Source organism: Bradyrhizobium tropiciagri (assembly GCF_001189845.1).
In the GTDB taxonomy this organism is placed as follows: Bacteria; Pseudomonadota; Alphaproteobacteria; order Rhizobiales; family Xanthobacteraceae; genus Bradyrhizobium; species Bradyrhizobium tropiciagri.
On record NZ_LFLZ01000003.1, the window covers coordinates 175,842 to 194,811 of the forward strand.

General features: G+C 60.4%; 17 protein-coding genes. 15 read left to right on the forward strand and 2 right to left on the reverse strand.

The window, feature by feature from the left end; all coding sequences use genetic code 11:
• Window positions 1–12 precede the first annotated feature (12 nt).
• A complete protein-coding gene (locus tag AKN84_RS04115) occupies window positions 13–1,221 on the reverse strand; it encodes an MFS transporter (protein ID WP_050419485.1) in 1,209 nt (402 codons plus the stop codon).
• 345 nt (window positions 1,222–1,566) lie between these two features.
• Here AKN84_RS04115 and AKN84_RS04120 point away from each other — a divergent pair, with 345 nt between their 5' ends.
• The 3 genes from AKN84_RS04120 to AKN84_RS04130 are packed head-to-tail and all read left to right on the forward strand — an operon-like array spanning window position 1,567 to window position 5,623.
• Complete coding sequence (locus tag AKN84_RS04120; protein ID WP_050419486.1) at window positions 1,567–2,868, forward strand: c-type cytochrome; 1,302 nt, start codon at window positions 1,567–1,569, stop codon at window positions 2,866–2,868.
• A gap of 41 nt (window positions 2,869–2,909) precedes the next feature.
• Window positions 2,910–3,398: a (2Fe-2S)-binding protein gene (locus tag AKN84_RS04125; protein WP_050419487.1), complete on the forward strand. Its 489-nt coding sequence runs from the start codon at window positions 2,910–2,912 to the stop codon at window positions 3,396–3,398.
• A complete protein-coding gene (locus AKN84_RS04130; RefSeq protein WP_050419488.1) occupies window positions 3,395–5,623 on the forward strand; it encodes a xanthine dehydrogenase family protein molybdopterin-binding subunit in 2,229 nt (742 codons plus the stop codon). Before AKN84_RS04125 ends, AKN84_RS04130 begins: the two co-directional genes overlap by 4 nt.
• 57 nt (window positions 5,624–5,680) lie before the next feature.
• On the opposite strand, the gene AKN84_RS04135 is transcribed toward AKN84_RS04130, so the two are convergent.
• The gene (locus AKN84_RS04135) at window positions 5,681–6,352 is read right to left on the reverse strand and encodes a TetR/AcrR family transcriptional regulator (RefSeq protein WP_050419489.1); all 672 of its coding nucleotides are present in this window, start codon (window positions 6,350–6,352) and stop codon (window positions 5,681–5,683) included.
• A gap of 198 nt (window positions 6,353–6,550) precedes the next feature.
• Between AKN84_RS04135 and AKN84_RS04140 the strand changes: the two genes are divergently transcribed.
• From AKN84_RS04140 to AKN84_RS04190, 12 genes are all read left to right on the forward strand, one after another.
• Entirely contained in the window at window positions 6,551–7,801 is a 1,251-nt protein-coding gene (locus AKN84_RS04140) for an FAD binding domain-containing protein (protein WP_050419490.1), read from the forward strand.
• Window positions 7,802–7,837: 36 nt separating this feature from the next.
• Entirely contained in the window at window positions 7,838–8,137 is a 300-nt protein-coding gene (locus AKN84_RS04145) for a DUF485 domain-containing protein (RefSeq protein ID WP_050419491.1), read from the forward strand.
• Window positions 8,134–9,792 (forward strand): cation/acetate symporter ActP, encoded by a 1,659-nt coding sequence (gene actP, locus AKN84_RS04150; RefSeq protein ID WP_050419492.1) that lies wholly within the window; start codon window positions 8,134–8,136, stop codon window positions 9,790–9,792. Before AKN84_RS04145 ends, actP begins: the two co-directional genes overlap by 4 nt.
• A 29-nt stretch (window positions 9,793–9,821) precedes the next feature.
• A complete protein-coding gene (locus tag AKN84_RS04155) occupies window positions 9,822–10,244 on the forward strand; it encodes a cupin domain-containing protein (RefSeq protein ID WP_050419605.1) in 423 nt (140 codons plus the stop codon).
• A 380-nt stretch (window positions 10,245–10,624) separates the two neighbouring features.
• Entirely contained in the window at window positions 10,625–10,882 is a 258-nt protein-coding gene (locus AKN84_RS44550; RefSeq protein ID WP_128970412.1) for a hypothetical protein, read from the forward strand.
• Window positions 10,883–10,902: 20 nt separating this feature from the next.
• On the forward strand, window positions 10,903–11,724 hold the full coding sequence (locus AKN84_RS04160) for a hypothetical protein (RefSeq protein ID WP_050419493.1): 822 nt from the start codon (window positions 10,903–10,905) through the stop codon (window positions 11,722–11,724).
• A 13-nt stretch (window positions 11,725–11,737) separates the two neighbouring features.
• Window positions 11,738–12,562, forward strand: a complete 825-nt coding sequence (locus AKN84_RS04165) for a hypothetical protein (protein ID WP_050419494.1) — start codon at window positions 11,738–11,740, stop codon at window positions 12,560–12,562.
• A gap of 27 nt (window positions 12,563–12,589) precedes the next feature.
• Entirely contained in the window at window positions 12,590–13,618 is a 1,029-nt protein-coding gene (locus AKN84_RS04170) for a beta-ketoacyl synthase N-terminal-like domain-containing protein (protein WP_050419495.1), read from the forward strand.
• A gap of 15 nt (window positions 13,619–13,633) precedes the next feature.
• Window positions 13,634–13,897, forward strand: coding sequence for an acyl carrier protein (locus tag AKN84_RS04175; protein WP_050419496.1), 264 nt, complete (start codon window positions 13,634–13,636; stop codon window positions 13,895–13,897).
• Window positions 13,890–16,319: a virginiamycin B lyase family protein gene (locus AKN84_RS04180; RefSeq protein WP_050419497.1), complete on the forward strand. Its 2,430-nt coding sequence runs from the start codon at window positions 13,890–13,892 to the stop codon at window positions 16,317–16,319. Before AKN84_RS04175 ends, AKN84_RS04180 begins: the two co-directional genes overlap by 8 nt.
• Entirely contained in the window at window positions 16,316–16,813 is a 498-nt protein-coding gene (locus AKN84_RS04185; RefSeq protein ID WP_050419498.1) for an SRPBCC family protein, read from the forward strand. Before AKN84_RS04180 ends, AKN84_RS04185 begins: the two co-directional genes overlap by 4 nt.
• Window positions 16,810–18,951: a virginiamycin B lyase family protein gene (locus AKN84_RS04190; protein ID WP_050419499.1), complete on the forward strand. Its 2,142-nt coding sequence runs from the start codon at window positions 16,810–16,812 to the stop codon at window positions 18,949–18,951. Before AKN84_RS04185 ends, AKN84_RS04190 begins: the two co-directional genes overlap by 4 nt.
• Window positions 18,952–18,970 lie beyond the last annotated feature (19 nt).

Here is an 18,970-nt window from a genome sequence, read left to right on the forward strand (position 1 = left end):
ATCGCCGATGCTTCAGTGACGCGACGCGTTGCCGGTCCGGGATGCGAGCGTCGGTAGCTGCAGCAGCAGGCCCGCGGCCGCAAGCACAGCCCCGTAGCCGCAGACACCGAGCCAGGACAGATGCGCATAGGCCCAACTCGCGCCGAGGGATCCGAGCGAGCCGCCGAGGAACATCGCGGTCATGAACACGGTATTCAGCCGGCTGCGCGCCTCCGGGCGGAGCGCGAAGATCAAATGCTGATTTGAAACCAGCGCGGCATTGACACCGACATCCAGCAACACCACTCCGATGACCAGTCCCGCGACGGCGTTCCAGCCGGCGAAAACCACCCATGAGAAAAGCGATATGGCAGCGGCGATCGCGACCATAAGGTGAGAACCCCGCCTATCGGCGACCCGACCCGCGAGGGGCGCAGCAAGGATGCCCGATGCCCCGATCACACCGAACAGCCCGGCGATTTCCGGTCCGAGCCCGAATGCGGGTTCCTGAAGGTGAAGGGACAGCACGGTCCAGAAAGCGATGAACGAGGCGAACAGCATCGCTTGCGTCGCCGCGGCAAGGCGCAGCGCGGGCTCCTCGACGAGGAGGTGCACGAGCGAATGCAGCGCGGCAACGTATCCGATCTTTTGCGTCGGATGGTGCCGCGGCAGGATCGAACGGACCAGCGCGGCGGCACCGAGTGCCAAAGGCGCGCCCAGCCAAAACATCTCGCGCCATCCGAAATGCGATCCGACGAAGCCGGCGATGGTGCGGCTGAGGAGAATGCCGCCCAATATTCCACTGACGACTGTTCCGACGGCAGCCCCCCTTGTCCGATCGTCGGCAAGCGTCGCAGCGAATGGGACGATCTGCTGGGCCACCGTGGCCGCTACGCCTAGCGCAAGCGAGGCTGCGATCAATGTGGCCGCTGAGGGGGCGGCCGCGGCGAGTGCGAGAGCCGCCGCGAGAACGATGAATTGCGCAGCAATGAGGCGCCGGCGCTCGACAAGGTCACCCAACGGCACCAGCAAGAGCAAGCCGACGGCGTAGCCGAATTGTGTGGCCGTCGGGATCAGACCGATTATCGAAGAGTTCGGGAAGTTTGCCTCGATCAGGCCGAGCAGAGGCTGGTTGTAGTAGATGTTTGCGACCGCGATCCCTGCGCAAACCGCCATAGCGAATGTACGCGCCCGTGTGAGCTCGGGCGCCTTTTGGGCCGTCGCAATCGTTGACGTCTGCATCGCTGCAATCCTCGTTCGCCGGTGCGCCGTTCAGTGTCCACGTCGCCGGCTCTTGACTTCAAGCAGGTCCGAAGCTAATTATCAATTGATAAATAACAAGGCGTCGTCACGAACTGATTGCGGCCTGTGTTTATCGGTGCGCGAACGCGGCCCGCGCGCCGGCTCTTCGCGCGCGAATCCGTTGCTTACCTACGCCTTGAGCAAGCGGGTGTATTGGACGTCGTGTGTATGCTTTGGATTGGCTCGCCGCGCTGTGATCGGGAGATCGTGCAAGCCGCGCGCGAAATTGAAAAGAAGCTGCTTCGATCCTCCTGATATGGCGATCGTATCCGGGAGGAAAGGGCGATGAGGCTCAGGTTTGTTCTGCTTGTGCTGATTGCCATCGGTGCGCTCGGCGGCACCGCGGCGCTTCTCTATGCGTGGGAATCGCCAATTCCTCCCATTGATCCGCGGTCGTTCGGTGCGCCGGATCGGGCGCTGGTACGTCGCGGAGCCAGCCTTGCGCTCATTGGGGACTGCGCCACATGTCATACGGCACCCGGCGGAGTCCCCTATGCGGGAAGGCTCGCGATGCCGACGCCCTTCGGGACGATCTACTCCACCAACATCACCCCCGATCCGGAAACAGGCATCGGGCGATGGTCGATACAGGCGTTCATGCGTGCCCTGCGGTCCGGGGTTGATCGGGAAGGCCGCCATCTGTACCCGGCTTTCCCGTACGATCATTTCACGCGCGTGTCGGACGATGACGCGAGGGCGCTCTACGCCTTCTTCATGTCGATCGATCCAGTCAATTCGTCCGCACCATCCAACGCGCTTCCGTTTCCGCTCAACGTGCGTCTGACATTGGCTGGCTGGAAGCTCCTCTTCTTGCGCCAGGCGCGTTTCGTCGCCGACCCGTCGAGGGATGAAAGGTGGAACAGGGGAAAGTATCTAGTCGATGGACTGGGCCACTGCGGTGCCTGCCATTCTCCGCGAAATCTGCTCGGCGCAGAAAAGGCGTCAGCCGAATTTGAAGGTGGCGAGGCCGAAGGCTGGCGAGCCTATGCGCTCGGCCGATACTCGCAATCGCCCGTCGCATGGGACGAAGCCGCCCTCACGGATTACCTCGCGAACGGCTCGCATCCTCTGCATGGGACTGCGCAGGGACCCATGGCGAACGTGGTCGACAATCTGGCCCAGGTCGATCCTGCTGACGTGAGCGCGATGGCCTACTATCTCGCCTCGCTCGGCAAGAGTGAGGGGCGGAACAAATCGGAGAGAGTTCCCTTTGGTCCGGGACGCCTGCCGCAGGCCGCCGGCGCGCAGGCGGCGACGCCTTCTATTCCATCCGAGCCCGGGGGCGCGATCTATGCCACCGTCTGCGCGTCATGCCACGAAGGCGACAGACCTCCACCGCTGGGCGGCGCAAGACTCGATCTCTCCACCGCGGTCACGGACGACGCGCCCGCGAACCTGATCAACCTGGTGTTGAATGGCATACCCGCGGCTGGCGCTTCCGCGCGTCCGATCATGCCGGGCTTTGGCGATGTCCTTGGCGACCGTCAGATTTCGGATCTCTCCAACTATCTGCGTACCAGGTTCGCAGGAAGGAGCCCGTGGGACGGGTTGGCCGAGGCGGTTGCTGAAGCCAGAGGCGGCCGATGAGTCGACGTCCCACAAGAATCCAGAAGGCTCGGTGAAGCACCATGACAACCTTGATCATCAACGGCGAAAGCCGATCCGTCGCGGCGAGCCCTGATACGCCGTTGCTCTACGTCCTCAGGGACGAGCTCGGCCTGAACGCCGCGAAATACGGTTGCGGGCTCGGCCAATGCGGAGCTTGCACCGTCATCGTCGATGGCAAGGCGGTCTTCTCCTGCGTAACGGCGGTAACGGTGCTGGAGGGACGTGCAGTCACCACGCTGGAAGGACTCGGAAGCCATGATGCGCCTGGCCCGATGCAGCTGGCGTTCATCGCCGAGCAGGCCGCACAATGCGGCTATTGCATTCCCGGCATGATGATGCGTGCGCAGGCGTTGCTAAATCGCGATCCCCACGCCACCGATGAGGCAATCAGAGCGGAACTGCAGCCTCATCTCTGCCGCTGCGGCACGCACATGCGGATCTTGCGTGCGATCCGGCGCGCGGCGGAGGAGACGAGGCCGAAGGCCGCAGAGTCGAGGACAGGTCGATGACGCAAGCAATTTCTCGGCGCAGCGTTCTGACCGGCGCCGGCGCGCTCATCGTCGCCTTCCGGCTGTCCGGGGCGCAGGCACAGACAGAGACCGGCACGGGCGGCGCGCCGTCGAAGCATGGTTTGCCGGGGAGCCTCGACGACACGCCGAGGATCGACGCTTGGATTCGCATCGACGCGTCAGGCGCCGCTTCGATCCTCACCGGAAAGGCCGAGCTTGGTCAGGGCCTCAAGACGGCGCTGCTTCAGGTCGCCGCGGAGGAGCTCAAATTGCCGCTCGGCAGGCTATCGCTGGTTACGGCCGACACGGCGCGGACGCCCAATGAAGGTTACACGGCTGCCAGCCACTCGATGCAGGACTCCGGCACCGCGATCAGGCATGCCGCAGCGCAAGCGCGAGAGCTACTCAAGGACGAGGCGGCTCGCAGGTTCGGTGTGCCCGCCAACGCACTTCAGGTGCGCGACGGCCAGGTGTTCGGCGCTAACGGCAAGCGCCTCTCCTATGGCGAACTGGTTCGCGATCAGCTGCTGTCGGTCGACGCCACCCCGACCTCGCGCCTGACCTCGCCTGCAGACTTTACCGTGATGAGCCAGCCAGTGCCGCGGGTGGATATTCCTGCCAAGGTGACGGGTGGGGCGGCTTACGTCCAGGATATGCGCCCTGACGGGATGCTGCACGGTCGAGTCGTCCGGCCGCCGAGTTACGGCGCCACGTTGCGGGACTGCGATACTTCTCCAGTTGAGAAGATACGGGGAGTCGTCAAGGTCATACGCGACGGCAATTTCCTCGGCGTCATTGCGGAGCGCGAGTGGACCGCGGTGCAGGCGATGCGAACGCTCGCGGCCACGACGACGTGGATCGAACGGCAGGAGTTGCCGGACGAGGCAGATTTGCCGGCAGCATTGATGAGCCTGCCTTCGCGTGACTCGACCATTCGCGACACTGGAAGTCCGGGCAACCCGGGAATTCTGGTCGAGGGCACCTTCAGCAGACCCTATCTGACGCACGGATCAATCGGACCGGCATGCGCGCTTGCGCAATTCGCGGATCAAAAGCTCACGGTGTGGACTCATACCCAAGGCGTGTTCTTCCTGCGCGACGCGATCGCCGGCATGCTGCGGATGCCTACCGAGAACGTGCGCTGTGTCCACGCCGAGGGCGCCGGATGTTACGGCCACAATGGCGCCGATGATGCCGCAGCCGATGCGGCGATGCTCGCCCTCGCAGTGCCTGGGCGGCCGGTCAGGGTCCAACTGATGCGCGAGCAGGAGCACGCGTGGGACCCGTTCGGGCCCGGCATGGTGGTCAAGCTGAGAGCGACGGTCGGAACCGACGGTGCCATTGCCGATTGGCACCACGAAGTATGGAGCCAGTCGCATATGATGCGGCCCGGCCCGCCGGGAACGCTGATCGCCGCCAGACTGAAATCGGACGCCTCTCCGCCGGCGCCGCCCGTCGCCCTTGCGCAGCCCGAGGGAGGCGGCGACCGGAACGCGATTCCGCTCTACGCGATCGCGAACTGCAAGGTGATCAGCCACTTTCTGCCCGATATGCCCTTGCGCGGCTCGTCCATGCGCTCGCTGGGCGGCTATCTCAACGTCCTCTCGATCGAGAGCGTCATTGACGAATTGGCAGTCCGTTCGGGCCAGGATCCCGTGGCGTTCCGGCTTCGCCACATCGAAGATCCGCGCGCGCGCGACGTCATCGAGGCTGCGGCGTCACGCTTCGGGTGGACCGCGCGGGTCAAGTCTTCGGAAAGCACGGGATTCGGGTTTGGTTTCGCACGCTACAAGAATCTCGAAGCCTGGTGCGCGGTGGCGGTCGAGATCGAGGTTCCCCGATTGAGCGGCGTGGTTCGCATCCGTCGCGTCGTGGCGGCGGTGGACACCGGGCAGATTGTGAACCCGGATGGGGTCCGCAACCAGATCGAAGGCGGCATCCTGCAGGCTGCGAGTTGGACGCTGTTCGAGCGGGTGACGTTCGACCGCACCCGCGTGACGTCGGTGGATTGGTCGGCCTATCCGATCATGCGTTTCGATAGCGTTCCGGAGTCAGTCGACGTCCATCTGGTAGACCGGCCGGGCGATGCATTCTATGGCGTCGCCGAGGCTGCGCAAGGACCGACCGGAGCCGCGCTTGCGAACGCAATCAGGGACGCGACGGGAACTCGGCTACACGAACTTCCCTTGACGCCGGCACGCATCAGAAAAGCGATATCGAGGTGACTGCCCGCCGCTTGATGGACGCAGGCCTTTTCCTTCCGGGGGCGCGAGACGGCGTGCCTACACGGTCTCCTTTGCCGGCAGGATAGAGCGAATGCCGCCGAGGAACGTTGTCACCTTCGCGTCGATGATCGAATTGACGTCCGTTTCGAGTGGCATCGAATAGATGAACTTGCGCACCCCGAGATAGAAGATCGCCGCGTGAAGGCCCCAAACCATCTCGATTTCGAGAACGGTGATCGGGAGGTCGCGGGTCGACGGGCGCCCATACTCGAACCTGATTTCCTCGATCAGCTTCTCGAACGCGCGTTCGCGCAGCATCTTGAGATAGCGTGCGTTCAATCCGAGGTCCTTCAGGCCCGCGAACATGAACAGGCGGATCCACTCATAAGTGAGAATGACCCCAGCGTACTCGCGATAGAACTGGATCAGCCTGGTCTTGAGCGGGACCGAGCGATCGGTGATGATCGCCTCCCATGAAGGCCTCCATCGTTCGACGAACACCTCCTGATAGACCCGCTCTATGAGGGCTTCCTTGCTCGGGAAGTAGCGATAGAGCAGGGGTTGGGTGATCCGCAGCCGTCTCGCGAGCTCGCGGGTTTGCCCCTCGAATCCATACTCGGCGAAGAATGAGACCGCCTCTCGCGCGATGATGCCTTCCCGCTCGGACGGGTCCAGCCTTTGCTGCTCTCGGATAGACGTCCTGGAACGCGCTCTGTTGGGCTTCTTCACCGGATTCGTGGGTTTGAGGGCAAATCTGCAGCTTCATACACTGATTTGCTGCCGGAGCCGATCCCGGAGCCCCTGTCACTTTTTGTTTATCGAATGATAAATAAGCATTGACGCCAGTCAATGTCGTGCACATAATTGATCAAACGATAAATAACGAACAATGTTGACCGGTCTAACCGCACCCAAGGGAGGCTGCTGATGCCCAAAGTTCGCTGGACGGAGGAAGTACAGCCGAGAGCACTCGTGATCGGCGGATCCATGGCCGGGTTGTTCGCGGCATTGCTGCTGCGCCGCCAAGGCTGGAACGTTGACGTATACGAACGTATCGGCGCCGAACTGGCTGGCCGAGGCGCAGGAATCGTCACGCACGGCGAATTGTTCGATGTGCTGGCAAGGGTCGGCATCGACACCGATGCGGCCGCTGTCGGAGTCGCGGTTCCCGGCAGACGGGTGCTCGATCGCTTCGGCCGCATCGAAGGCGAGCGCGACTTGCGCCAGGTGCTGACGTCGTGGGGACGCCTCTATGGGCTTCTGAGGGCTGCTCTCCCAGCTGAAAACTACCATCATGGCAGGAGCCTTGTGGAAGTTGCGGAGGCCGCCGACCGCGTGGTGGCGCGCTTCTCAGACGGCTCTGAAGCTTCAGGCGATCTTCTGATCGGCGCAGACGGCCTGTTTTCGTCCGTCCGCGCCCGGCTCGCGGCGGGCGTCCGGCCCAGATACGCCGGATATATCGCTTGGCGGGGCCTCGTTGACGAACGCGACCTGTCACGCCGGACGCGCGCGGAATTGTGCGACTGGTTCGCCTTCAGTCTTCCCCCCGGGGAGCAGATGCTCGGCTATCCCGTCGCCGGCGCCAACGAGGAGATGAATGTCGGAGAACGGCGCTTCAATTTCGTTTGGTACCGTCCGGCCGATGCCGACCATAGGTTGGGCGATCTCCTGACGGACATCGATGGTGTCAGGCACGAACTGTCCATTCCGCCGACCCGGATTCGCCCTGACGTGATCGCTTCCATGCGCCGGGACGCGGAGCGACTTCTCGCTCCGCAGTTCGCGGAGGTAGTCCGCCGTACGCACCAGCCTTTCATTCAGGCCATCCTCGATCTCGAGACGCCGCGCATGGCGCTTGGATCTCGAACCGTCATTCTGGGCGATGCCGCCTTTGTGGCCAGACCGCACGTCGGAATGGGTGTGACGAAAGCTGCCGGCGACGCGGCCGCGCTTGCCGATGCGCTACAGGCCCATTCGGACGATCTCTCAGCCGCGCTGGCCAAATTCGAATCCACGCGGCTGCCCTTCGGAACGGCGGTCGTTCGACGTGCGCGCGATCTCGGCGCCTACATGCAGGCGCAGATCGCCACCGCCGAAGAACGCGCGATGGCGGAACTGCACCGCAGCCCCGAAGCCGTGATGGCGGAAACCGCCGTTACCAAGGGAATAGCCGCCTGACCGCAGTCAAGATTCAAGGAGGGAGGACGACCAACAATGGACCTGCAAGCCATTCAAAACAATCCTACGTTCAGACAGCTCGCGACCGAGCGCTCGCGACTTGGTGCCGGTATGTCGATCGTCATGGCGGCGGCGTACTTCGCTTACATCATGACCATCGCATTCTGGCCGCGCTTGCTCGGTCATCCGCTCTGGAGCGGCACCGTGATTACCTGGGGCGTGTTGATCGGCGTTGGTCTGATCGCGCTCGGATTCGTGCTCACGGCGCTCTATGTGCGCCGGGCGAACTCCCGTTTCGATCGGCTCAATCAGCTCCTAAAGGAGGATTTTCGATGATCTCGCGTCCGGCCTGCGTCGCTTTCCTCGCAACAGCATTTGCCTCTGTTTCTCATCCAGCGGCAGCCGATGCACTCACTGGTGCGATCGGCGCGCGACAATCGTTGAACGGGACAGCGATAGCGATGTTCCTCGGGTTCGTGGCCGTCAGTCTCGTCATTACATGGTGGGCCGCGAGACGGGGCACGAACACGGCAAGGGATTTCTACGCCGCTGGCGCTGGGCTTAAAGGCGTCCAGAATGGACTGGCGATCGCGGGCGACTACACCTCGGCGGCGACGTTCCTGGGCGTCACGGCGCTCGTCTACACATCCGGTTACGACGGCATGATCTACGCGATCGGCTTTCTCGTCGGCTTCCCGATGATCTTATTCCTGATTGCCGAGCCCTTACGCAACCTTGGCCGCTACACCTTTGCCGACGTGGCGGCGTATCGGTTGTCCGAGGTGCCAGTAAGAGCAGTTGCCGGCGTCAACACCCTCGTCATCGTGGTGTTCTATCTGATCGCGCAGTTGGTCGGGGCGGGGAAGCTGATCCAGCTGTTGTTCGGGCTTCCCTACATCTACGCTGTCGGCATCGTGGGCGTCCTCATGATGGTCTATGTGACCGTTGGAGGCATGCTTGCGACGACCTGGGTGCAGATCATCAAGGCCGTGCTGTTGATGTCTGGTTCGGTGCTGATGTCGGTTCTGATTCTCGGTCACTTCGGCTTCAGTCTGGAGGCGCTGTTTCGGGAAGCTGTCGCTCTGCATCCGAAAGCTGACGCGATCATGGCGCCTGGCGGCCTCGTCAAGGACCCGGTGTCGGCGATCTCGCTCGGGCTGGCCCTCATCTTCGGTACGGCCGGATTACCGCACATCCTGATGCGTTTCTTCACGGTGAGCAATGCGCGCGAGGCGCGTACGTCCGTGCTGGTCGCGACCGGGTTCATCTCCGTGTTCTATAGCCTGCTGTTCGTCCTCGGCTTCGGTGCCATCGCGATCGTCTCGGCGAATCCGCAGTTTCGGGATGCGTCGGGGGGACTGCTCGGAGGCGTGAATATGGTTGCCCTGCACCTGGCAGACGCGGTTGGCGGGTCGCTGCTGCTCGGGTTCATTTCTGCAGTGGCGTTTGCGACGATCCTCGCCGTCGTATCCGGGCTGACGCTCGCAGGCGCTTCGGCGGCGAGCCACGATCTCTACGCCCGCGTGATCCGCAGCGGACGTGCGAGCGAGCGGGAGGAAGTACTTGTCTCCAAGGCGGCCGCTATCGCGATCAGCCTGCTTTCGATGGGCCTGGGTATCCTATTCGAGAACCAGAACATCGCATTCATGGTTGGACTGGTCTTCGCGATGGCTGCGAGCGCAAATTTCCCGGTCATACTTCTCTCGATCACGTGGCCCGATCTCACTACGCGGGGGGCGGTGAGTGGATCGCTAGTCGGCCTGCTGGCTTCGGTCGGACTGGTAGCCCTTAGCCCCGGCGTATGGACCGCCACGTTCAAGCTCGGCCCAGCGCCATTTCCGTACGACAATCCGGCGCTGGTTTCGGTTCCGCTGGCCTTCGCTGTGTCATGGGCAGTGTCGGTGTTGGACCGCAGCGCGGCGGCTGCCTCGGTCCGCGCCTCCTTCGGTGCTCAGCACGTTCGCGCTCAGACCGGCTTGGCCGCCGAATGACGCCCATCGGAAACAAAGGAGAAACTACGATGAACGCTGTTGTGACTGAGAAAGGTAGGACCGCCTGGTCCGAGGTCATCCGCAAGGAGTTCGACGCCAATCAGCTCAACGGGCGGGTCGGCACCCGGCTCCTGTCCGAAACGGACCGGGTGCGCGTCTGGGAAATTCGGCTGGCTCCTGGCGAGCGCATCGGATTCCATCGTCACGTGCTGGATTACTTTTGGACCGCAGTGACGCCGGGGCGGGCGCAATCGCACGCGGAGGATGGGACGATCGTCGATGCCGTCTATTCAGTCGGCGAGACCCGGCACTTCACGTACGGAAAGGGAGAGTACAAGATTCACGATCTCAAGAACGTCGGAGATGCCGATTTGTGGTTCACCACCGTGGAGTTTCTCGACAGCGCCAATGCTCCCCTGGAACTCGGCCATGCCGCCGTTCAAGCAGTCTGAGGTGCGATTCTCTGTTGTTCGCGCGAATGAGACAGCACAGCACTTCCGAATTGCGCGTCGGTATCACGCTGTAAAGCAAAGCAAAACTGGCGCACCCGACACGATTCGAACGTGTGACCTTTGCCTTCGGAGGGCAAGCGCTTGGCGCTACCAATCGCGGAATAACCCACGTAACCAATCGGAATAATCGCTTGAGCCACGCCACAGCGCCACTCGAAGCCATGCCTGCGCGACACGCGCGGCCTTGTCTGGACCGCAAATGCCGATCGCATGTGCGATTTGACGCCGAATAGACGCCGCTGTGACGTCCTGGAGACGAACAACTGTTAGTGGTCCCGGAGTTACGGCTTTGACATTAGGTCGCGATTTAGAGAGCGCGAATGAGCGGGGAAAAGCCGTCGGGTGACAACGAGGCAGGTCAAAATCGGTCTCGCTTGCGCGAGGCATTTACTTTGGTGGTTCGGATATGGCGTCATTCATGGACAGCGCACGAAGGAACCCAAGACTGGCAGGCCGAGATCTCGATCGTCGAACCAAAATCGACATCGTCGTCGACCCGCTATGCCATCGGTACCAAGCACATTGTCAACGCTGTCACTGAGTCGCTTGAGGACCGGATGGATCGTGAATCACCGTAGGCACGGGAGGGAGCAGCCCCATGATTGAATCGCGCGCCAAGATTCTATTTGCCATCGTCCTTGCACTGTTCCTGCCGCGATCGGCCTCTGCCGACCATCCGCTCCAAATCATGCGTGGCACTTACGCGGCCCGCTTCGCACTGATCTCACTGTTCGAGGTCCAACCAGGACATGAGACCGATTTCCAGACAATTCTAGCGCAATCTGGCCCGTTCAACCACGTTGTTCCAGGCTTTGCCAACGAGCGTGTGCTCGAAATGAGCACGACGGCCAACACCGAGCCTGCCGCCGCCAAAACCATAGGGCAGCGCGTGGTTTCAGTGATCCGGTGCTTCGACGCCGAAAGCTGTCAGTACATTATGCAAGAACGGGCGCCGGCGATCAGAAGTGTACTGCGCAATGACCCGGTCTACACGCCCGTCAAGTTGGTTGCGCATTTGTTTGGTAACTGGAGTTGGGAAAAGCAGGGGGCGGCCGCTTCGGCCTTTGCAGTCACGATGACGGCGGTCAGCCAATCCCAAAATCTACTGGCACAAAGCGTCTCGCTCTTTGCGCAGCCGAATGTCAGCCTAAGCTTCCTCAAGGACGGTTATGTCGGCCAACTCGGAATGCTGGAAACAGCGCCAGCCAATTCCGACCTGCAGAGCATTCGAGGCCAACTGCAGCAACGTACCGCTCTCATGGGCGCCTCAATCTATCAAGCCGATGACAATTCCTACCTGGTCTACAGCGAGTACTTCCAGGCACCGTCCGCAACTAGGTCTGCCGCGCTCAGCGTCGAAGCGAACAAGTTGCAAGGCGGGCAACTTGGCTCTGTGGTCCAAAACTACGCCGCGCGCTAAAGGGGAAAAAGCTATGCGCACCATGACACGACGCGGTTCGTTCATTCTCCTCACTGGGCTCGTCACATTGACGTCGCTTTCGCAACTCGAGGCTCGAACTCGTGTCCGCACGGCGGCTCCTGCCACGAAACTTACGGCGCTCGTCGTTCTGTATGACGCTATCCCTGGGCAAGAAGCAGCGCTCGAACGCGAGTTGATGACACCGATATCGCAATCGGACATTGCTCGTTACGGCATCGTCAACGACCGAGTTCTCAAAAATATCGATCCGGTGGCCGCCCAGTTCGCGAGCTACACTAAGTTCTCCGGGCGATCCAACAGCAACGACTTCCTTTCGGCGCGCCTCGACAAGGTCAAGAATCTCGTTCGACGAGCGCCCGAAAACCATATCGTCAAACTCGACAGTACGTTCACGCCAGGCCACCGAACGGATAGTCCGACCGGCAAGGAATTTGGCTACAAATCTGTGGGCCAGACAGCTCATTTGTTCCTGGGCGTGCCTGCCCCAAAGTTCGAGCAAGACTACGTGAACTCATTAGCGCAAGTGAAAACCCTGACGGAGAATCGCTCTCCGCAAGGCTGGTTCGGAGACGACCTGTTGTCCTCAACGGCGCCGCGGTCGGCAGAACAACTCGCGCCTTATACGCCGCGCCCCGCGGCGTCGACAATGATGTCGATCAACTATGCAGAATATCAGACGTTCGAAGCGGCCGAAGACGCGTATCTGAATCGCCAGCAGTCCGACGATCCCACCTTCTTACAGTTAGCACGTGTGTTTTTTAGCTCGCTTGAGGTGCCGTCCCGTTTCTACATTTTTAAGGTCGTCGCAAACCGCTAACTGCCTTGCCTACACTTGGAATCACCGATGTATCAGCGCAAAAGCGAGTGCGTGGTCGCCGTCCATGGTGCCGGAAGCGTTCTTCCTGCTGGGGCGCTATGGACTGACGTAAATCGCGCAGAGACTGACGCCAACGCTGACAACCAGCGGAGGCTTCGGGACAACTTCCTAGCCGAAGGTACCGGCCTTAGTCGCCGCGATCTAAAGAAGATCGATCGGATGGCAATGCTAGCACTGTTTGCCGCGCGGTCTGCGATTGAAGAAGCCGCGCTATCTGAAGACGAAATAGCCGGTTGCGGAATTCTCACAGGTAACGCAGTCGCCGGTTGGTCATTCACCGAGCCGCAATTGCGCTCGCTCTATCAGAATGGCCTTTCCAATATCAGCCCCTATCTAGCCTCTGCTTGGTTTCCCGCCGCCTCCCAGGGGCAGATTGCTATCCACATGCACTTGCTCGGGTATGCGAAGACGGTCACGACTGACCGCTGTGCTGGAACCCAGGCCATCGGGATGGCATACGATGCAGTTCGCGCGGGTCGCGCTACCCATCTGTTAGCTGGGGCAGCCGAAGCACCTGTCACGCCGTTCGTCGAAGGCGCGGCAAGACATGCGGGCGCGCCGGATATCAACCTTATCGAGGGAGCGGCCTATCTCGTGCTGGGCGAGTCTATGGCTCGCCGCGCGGCGATTGCCGAGTTGGCGGATCATTCGTCGTTCACCTTGCCGTCCGCAATGTCCGATCGGCTCGCTCTTTGCGCCAAGCAACTGATGCGCCTTTACCAACGCAATTGCGAGGTCGGGCAACTAGTCGACCTCATGATCGATAGCCGCCAGTCGGCGGACCGCGAGTTGGTCACCATATTGCGAGAGCGCGGCTGGCTGGGCGAAGCGCATTTCAATGGGACTATCAATGGTGATGCGCTTGCAGCGACCGGCCCGACCGCCGCAGTCACATTATGCCGTCGGTACATCACGACATCGTACAGGTTGCCGGCAATCGTATTCTCCCTCGGCCGTGATTTCGCAAGTGCGATCTTACTTCGTCCTCCGCACTAAGAAAGGAAAGCAAAAATGTCAGTCGCTCGAACCGACAAGCTGGAAAGCGCTGTGGTCGGACTGCTTCGAACTCTGGGGTGCGATGCACCGACAATTTTGCCTGTGCACGATCTTGCGATCGACCTGGGGATCGATTCAACCGAACTGATCGAACTCGCTATCCTCGTGCGAGATGAGTTTGGCCTCAGCATCAAGCCGGACTTGCGGTCAATGGGAACGGTTTCGGAACTGACAGCCGAACTGTCGCGGTTGCTGAAGCAAGAGCAGATCAGTGTCTGAGAAGCGCACGCCCTGGTTCATCGCGGCCTCGCAATGGCGCCGTGGTTTTTCGCTTGCAGAGGCCATCGCACTTGGTGGCATCCTGGGCGGTTGCCTCGGGATCGCTGTGGGTTCGGCCGAAACCATGCAAGGCGCGAGCCACGTCGTCAAGATGACCGATGCGGCTCCATACTTCAGTGAACCCGATCTGAATATCGCGGTCGGCGATTCAGTCGAATGGGTCAACGAGGGGCCGGAAAAAAAGCACATCGTTACCGACAAGCAGATGAACATGTTTTCCGGGTCGATCGAGATCAAGGATAGATGGAAGTACACTTTCGACCACGCCGGGATCTATGAAATAATCTGCGGTCAGCACTACTACATGCGGTCTCGAATAGCGGTGCACAACGCCGATGGTTCGACCGAACGACGCTTCGAGTTCCCCTACCAGACTGCTTTCAAGGAGTTCGTTATCCCCACGCCGGACGCTGTCCCGCGGATGATCATCAAGAGCAAGCTCGACAAGTCGATGTGGTTCACGATTGGCGGCGGCGGCTTCTACGGCTTTGAGGAGTTTCCGGCACAAAACAAACTCGCCCAAGTCACGGACGATGGCCAGTTTATCGAATATTCAACTCCTGCGCCGGATCACGATGGCTCCAAAGTGGGCGTTGATTCTCTAGTGATGGCCGACAACGGGGATATTTGGTTCACCGAGCGGTTGACCAATCGGATTGGTGTGCTGCGCGACGACGGCGTCATCAACGAATTTCAGATTCCAACTCCCGATGGTTACGCGTTGGGCGTCGATATCGACGCACACGGAAATATTTGGTTCGCCGAACGTCTGGGCAACCGGATTGGCTTCATTACCCCGGCCGGCGCAATTACCGAAATCGAAATGCCAAAGCCAAATTCCGAGCCGCGAACGATCTACGTGGATACCCGTGGGCGTGTCTGGTACACCGCGCGCGAGGCGAACGAGATTGGCTACTACGACACGGGAACCAGGAGTTTCAATCACATCCTCATCCCGACAAAATTGGCGCGACCCGCTGGCATCGCTGAGGGCAAGGACGGCGCAATCTACTTCGTCCAAATGGTCGGCAACAAGATCGGTAAGATCGATGCGGACAAAGTAACCGAATATACGCTCCCAACCTCGTTCTCGGCGCCATTCAAGATCGTCGCCGACGACCAGGGAATTCTGTGGTTTACGGAGGTTTACGGAAATGCGATCGGCCGCTTTGATCCGCAGACCGGCGCGATCACGGAATATAAGATTCCTACCAAAGACAGCCGACCCGGCGGCATTTCGGTCGACGGCCAAGGGCGGATCTGGTTCATTGAGCAGAAGGGCAACAAGGTCGGCTATCTCGATTCGAAGATGCTGCCCGGTCTCTCGAAGAACCAAAGTGCTGAAAAACAGAAGTCACCAGCGAGCCCGATCTCATTCGATAGCCGCGGGCCCGAGCTCGAACAGGAAATCCGGCAGCTTGGCGTTCGGACCAATTTCTCCATTCCGGTGCCTGGCGCCCATCCGGGCAGTTCCCTGGTCGAGGATCGAAGCAAGCGCCTGTGGTTTCCCCTAATACTTGCCAACAGGGTCGCGGTTTACGATCGCAATTCGGGCGGCTACCGCGACTACCAGATGCCCACCGACATCAGCATGCCGACGGCGCTGGATATCGACCGCGCTGGTGATGTGTGGATCGCGGAATTTCGCGGTAACCGCCTAGCGCGTCTGGCCATGGATACCGGTCATATCTCTGAATATGAGATCCCCATCGCCAATGCGCTTCCGAGCGGCGTGGCTATCGACGAGTCCGGCACGATCTGGACCACCCTTCTCAACGGCAATAGCATCGAGGCGTTCGACCGGACCACCCAGGGCTTCAAGAATTACCCACTGCCGCGCGCGGACAGTTCGCCGCTGAGCGTTATCGCCGATGGTCATGGTAGCCTGTGGGTGTCGGCGTCGAATGAAGATAACAGCTATCTAGCGCGCTTCGACCTCGCCTCGCGTCGCTTTGAAACTGTCGAACTTCCAGTCGAGCGGGCCGTTCCAGTCGGAATGATGGCGGGTAAGGACGAACTGTGGGTTGCGCTTGGAGGCGTAGGCGTCATTGCCCGGCTCGACACGGCTACGCGCAGCTGGTCGCAGTACCCTGTGCCCGGATCGAGCTCCGAACCGGCAATGCTAGCTCGCGGACGCGACGGCAGGATCTGGGCTACCGACGGGGGAGGGCTCGGTTCTACCGGTGGAAACCAACTCGTCGTGGTGGATCCAAAATCGGGCTCGATCGGCACCGTGCCTATGACAACGCGCGAAGCAAAGCCAATGGGGATTCTCGCGGCGTCTGACGGTCAGATTTGGTTCACCCAGCAAGGTGCCAATCGATTGTCGAGCATCGGTATTACAGAAGGGAGCAGGCCGTGAATTCATTCCATTCCTCCGTTACTATCGCGCGCAACGTCACCGAGGTTATGGCGGCCTTCTGGAGATTGGAGGAATGGCCAAAGATCACCGCGCACGTGCGCGCAATCGATCTTCTGTTCGATGACGAGAATGTGCAGGTACTTTTGATGCACGTCGACTCGCGTGGCAAACGCGACGTCTTCAAATCGGTCCGCGTCAGGCAGGCTAACGTCATTTTCTATTTTCAGCCGGTACCACCTCCAACTCTGAAATTCCACCGCGGTGCTTGGGAATTCGAAGCCGTGCCGACTGGAACGCGAGTGACGTGCCGACACGAGATAGTCGCTGATCCAAACGGCTGTCGCCAGTTCTTCCTCAATACAGGGCTCGAACTTGAGGCGAACGCCGCCGTCGTCAAACTTGAGGATCTCATCAAGAACAACAGCAACCAGACCATGGAAGCGCTGAAGCGCAGCCTGGAAGCCATTGCGGTCGCCCAAGAGGCCGCCTCATGATCATTCGCGATCTGTCTCGGACTAGGAAAGCCGCTTGGATCGCCGCGACCACGCTCGTCCTGGGTCTAGGGCTTTGTGATGTATGCGCAGCTGGGGAGCCGGGCGGCGCGGTAACGAGCCGTACGACGTCCGTCAATTTCGCCAGCCACATAGGTTTATCGTCGTTGGGCCAAAAATTCACCGTCTCAACCTACGACGTGCCAACGGCTGATGCCGTTCCGCATATCCTAGCGATCGACTCCGAAGACCATGTGTGGTTCAGCGAAAGTGGGGGGCGTTTTGCGGGAAAATTCCTTGACGTTCCCCCGCAAAGCAAGATCGGCCGCATAGAATCTAACGGCGCGATCACCGAATGGTCCTTGCCAGGTGAAGAAACGAGCCCGATGGGCGTGCTCTTCGACCGCAAAGGCTATCTCTGGATCGCCGAGCGGCTTGGCAACCGGATCACACGGATGTCGTACGACGGCGCCGTTACGTACTTCCCCGTGCCGACCCAGGGATCCTGGCCGACCGGTCTCGCCTTCGATTCGCAAGGAGGTGTTTGGTTTACCGAGACCAAGGGAAACAGGATCGGGCGCGTGGATCCGTCAACTGGCCAAATCGAGGAATTTCCCTTTAAGCCAGAGGGCATGTCGGCGACGGGCATCGCGATCGACAGTCGCGACCGTGTCTGGGTCGCCGGCCGCGACGCGAACATCATTGCTGAATGGGATCCACAGAGCAGGGAATTTCAGTACTTCCCACTATCCACGCCGAACGCCAAACCGTGCGGTATCGTCGTCGATGCCCGTGATCGTGTCTGGTTCACTCAGCGCAACGCCGGCAAACTGGCCACGATTTCTGTCGACGGACACATTCAAGAATTCGCGTTGAAAGAGATGAAAACCGGGCCGTTCCTGCCGGTGGTTGATCGCCAGGGCAACATCTGGTTCAGCCAAATTTGGTCGAACAAGGTCGCCAAGTTCAATCCTGAAGCGCGGGAATTCGAAGAATTCCAGGTCGCCGATGATATCAACCATGTCGCGGGCCTGGCTATCGACTCACGCGGCAACGTCTGGTTTGCCTCGCAAACAGGCAACAAAGTCGGCACCATCGCGCGACAAAATCTCACTTATTTCGGTGCCGACGACAAAACCCCAGTTGAGGAGCGGTTGGCCGTTAATGACTCGGACAAGTTCGACTTCCGCTCGTTGGAAGTGCCGACCAAGCAGTCTGTTCCCGGGATTGTTGAGGTCGCGCCCGACGACACAATCTGGTTCACACAGATGGGCGGCGGCTTTGTCGTGCCTGGTTTCCCTCCCGGACCGCCGGGACAAAAGATCGGATACATCCGCGACGGAGCGATAGCGGAATTGGCCACGCCCACGCCCGAGTCGGGGCCGACTTCGATGGCGATCGACTCTAAGAATGGCGATGTTTGGGTAACGCTGCGCTCCGCCAACAAGATTGCACTCGTCCGCAACTATACAGTGACGGAATTTGATTTGCCGGTCGCCAATACGTTGCCAGTGGGAATCACCGTAGACGGCGAGCATAACGTCTGGGTCGCGCTCAGTACGATCGGTGCAGTAGCGCGCCGAACTCCGGACGGCGAATGGCGAGTGCTCAATTTGCCGCATCGCGACGGGAACCCGCGCACGATCTATGCCGATCGCTCAGACACCATCTGGTACACAGAGAAAGACGGTAATCGGCTGGGAGTAGTGAATCAGTCGGACTGGACCGTGCGTGAGTGGACGATCCCCACCCGCGTGGCGTGGCCCTTGTCTCTTTCGGAAGATGACGCGGGCAATATCTGGTTTGCTGAAATGCGCGCGGACAAGCTCGCCCGTTTCGACCGCAAGCTCGAAAAGATTGAAGAGTTCAAGCTCCCAGCCCACTCCGCGCCCTTCAAGATTCTATTCGATCAGAGCAAGCAATTGTTCTGGATTTCGACAGTGTTCGGCAATTCCGTCCTGCGGTTCGACATCGGTCGCCAAAAGGCCACTGCTGCTTTCCGCGTTCCCCACGAGGGAGTGTGGCTTGGCGGTATCGCACGCATGAGCAACGGTTGCTTCTGGGTCACCGAACAATTTGGCAATCGCGTGGATCAACTGTGCATACCAGAAAACTATACCAAGCGAGCAAGTGCTCCTTGATCGTGTGCAGCTTTGTCAT

Bases quoted from the DNA above. Each gene is read 5' to 3' on its own strand.
- AKN84_RS04115 (WP_050419485.1), bottom strand. From the start codon at position 1,221: ATGCAGACGTCAACGATTGCGACGGCCCAAAAGGCGCCCGAGCTCACA.
- AKN84_RS04120 (WP_050419486.1), top strand. From the start codon at position 1,567: ATGAGGCTCAGGTTTGTTCTGCTTGTGCTGATTGCCATCGGTGCGCTC.
- AKN84_RS04125 (WP_050419487.1), top strand. From the start codon at position 2,910: ATGACAACCTTGATCATCAACGGCGAAAGCCGATCCGTCGCGGCGAGC.
- AKN84_RS04130 (WP_050419488.1), top strand. From the start codon at position 3,395: ATGACGCAAGCAATTTCTCGGCGCAGCGTTCTGACCGGCGCCGGCGCG.
- AKN84_RS04140 (WP_050419490.1), top strand. From the start codon at position 6,551: ATGCCCAAAGTTCGCTGGACGGAGGAAGTACAGCCGAGAGCACTCGTG.
- AKN84_RS04145 (WP_050419491.1), top strand. From the start codon at position 7,838: ATGGACCTGCAAGCCATTCAAAACAATCCTACGTTCAGACAGCTCGCG.
- actP (WP_050419492.1), top strand. From the start codon at position 8,134: ATGATCTCGCGTCCGGCCTGCGTCGCTTTCCTCGCAACAGCATTTGCC.
- AKN84_RS04155 (WP_050419605.1), top strand. From the start codon at position 9,822: ATGAACGCTGTTGTGACTGAGAAAGGTAGGACCGCCTGGTCCGAGGTC.
- AKN84_RS44550 (WP_128970412.1), top strand. From the start codon at position 10,625: ATGAGCGGGGAAAAGCCGTCGGGTGACAACGAGGCAGGTCAAAATCGG.
- AKN84_RS04160 (WP_050419493.1), top strand. From the start codon at position 10,903: ATGATTGAATCGCGCGCCAAGATTCTATTTGCCATCGTCCTTGCACTG.
- AKN84_RS04165 (WP_050419494.1), top strand. From the start codon at position 11,738: ATGCGCACCATGACACGACGCGGTTCGTTCATTCTCCTCACTGGGCTC.
- AKN84_RS04170 (WP_050419495.1), top strand. From the start codon at position 12,590: ATGTATCAGCGCAAAAGCGAGTGCGTGGTCGCCGTCCATGGTGCCGGA.
- AKN84_RS04175 (WP_050419496.1), top strand. From the start codon at position 13,634: ATGTCAGTCGCTCGAACCGACAAGCTGGAAAGCGCTGTGGTCGGACTG.
- AKN84_RS04190 (WP_050419499.1), top strand. From the start codon at position 16,810: ATGATCATTCGCGATCTGTCTCGGACTAGGAAAGCCGCTTGGATCGCC.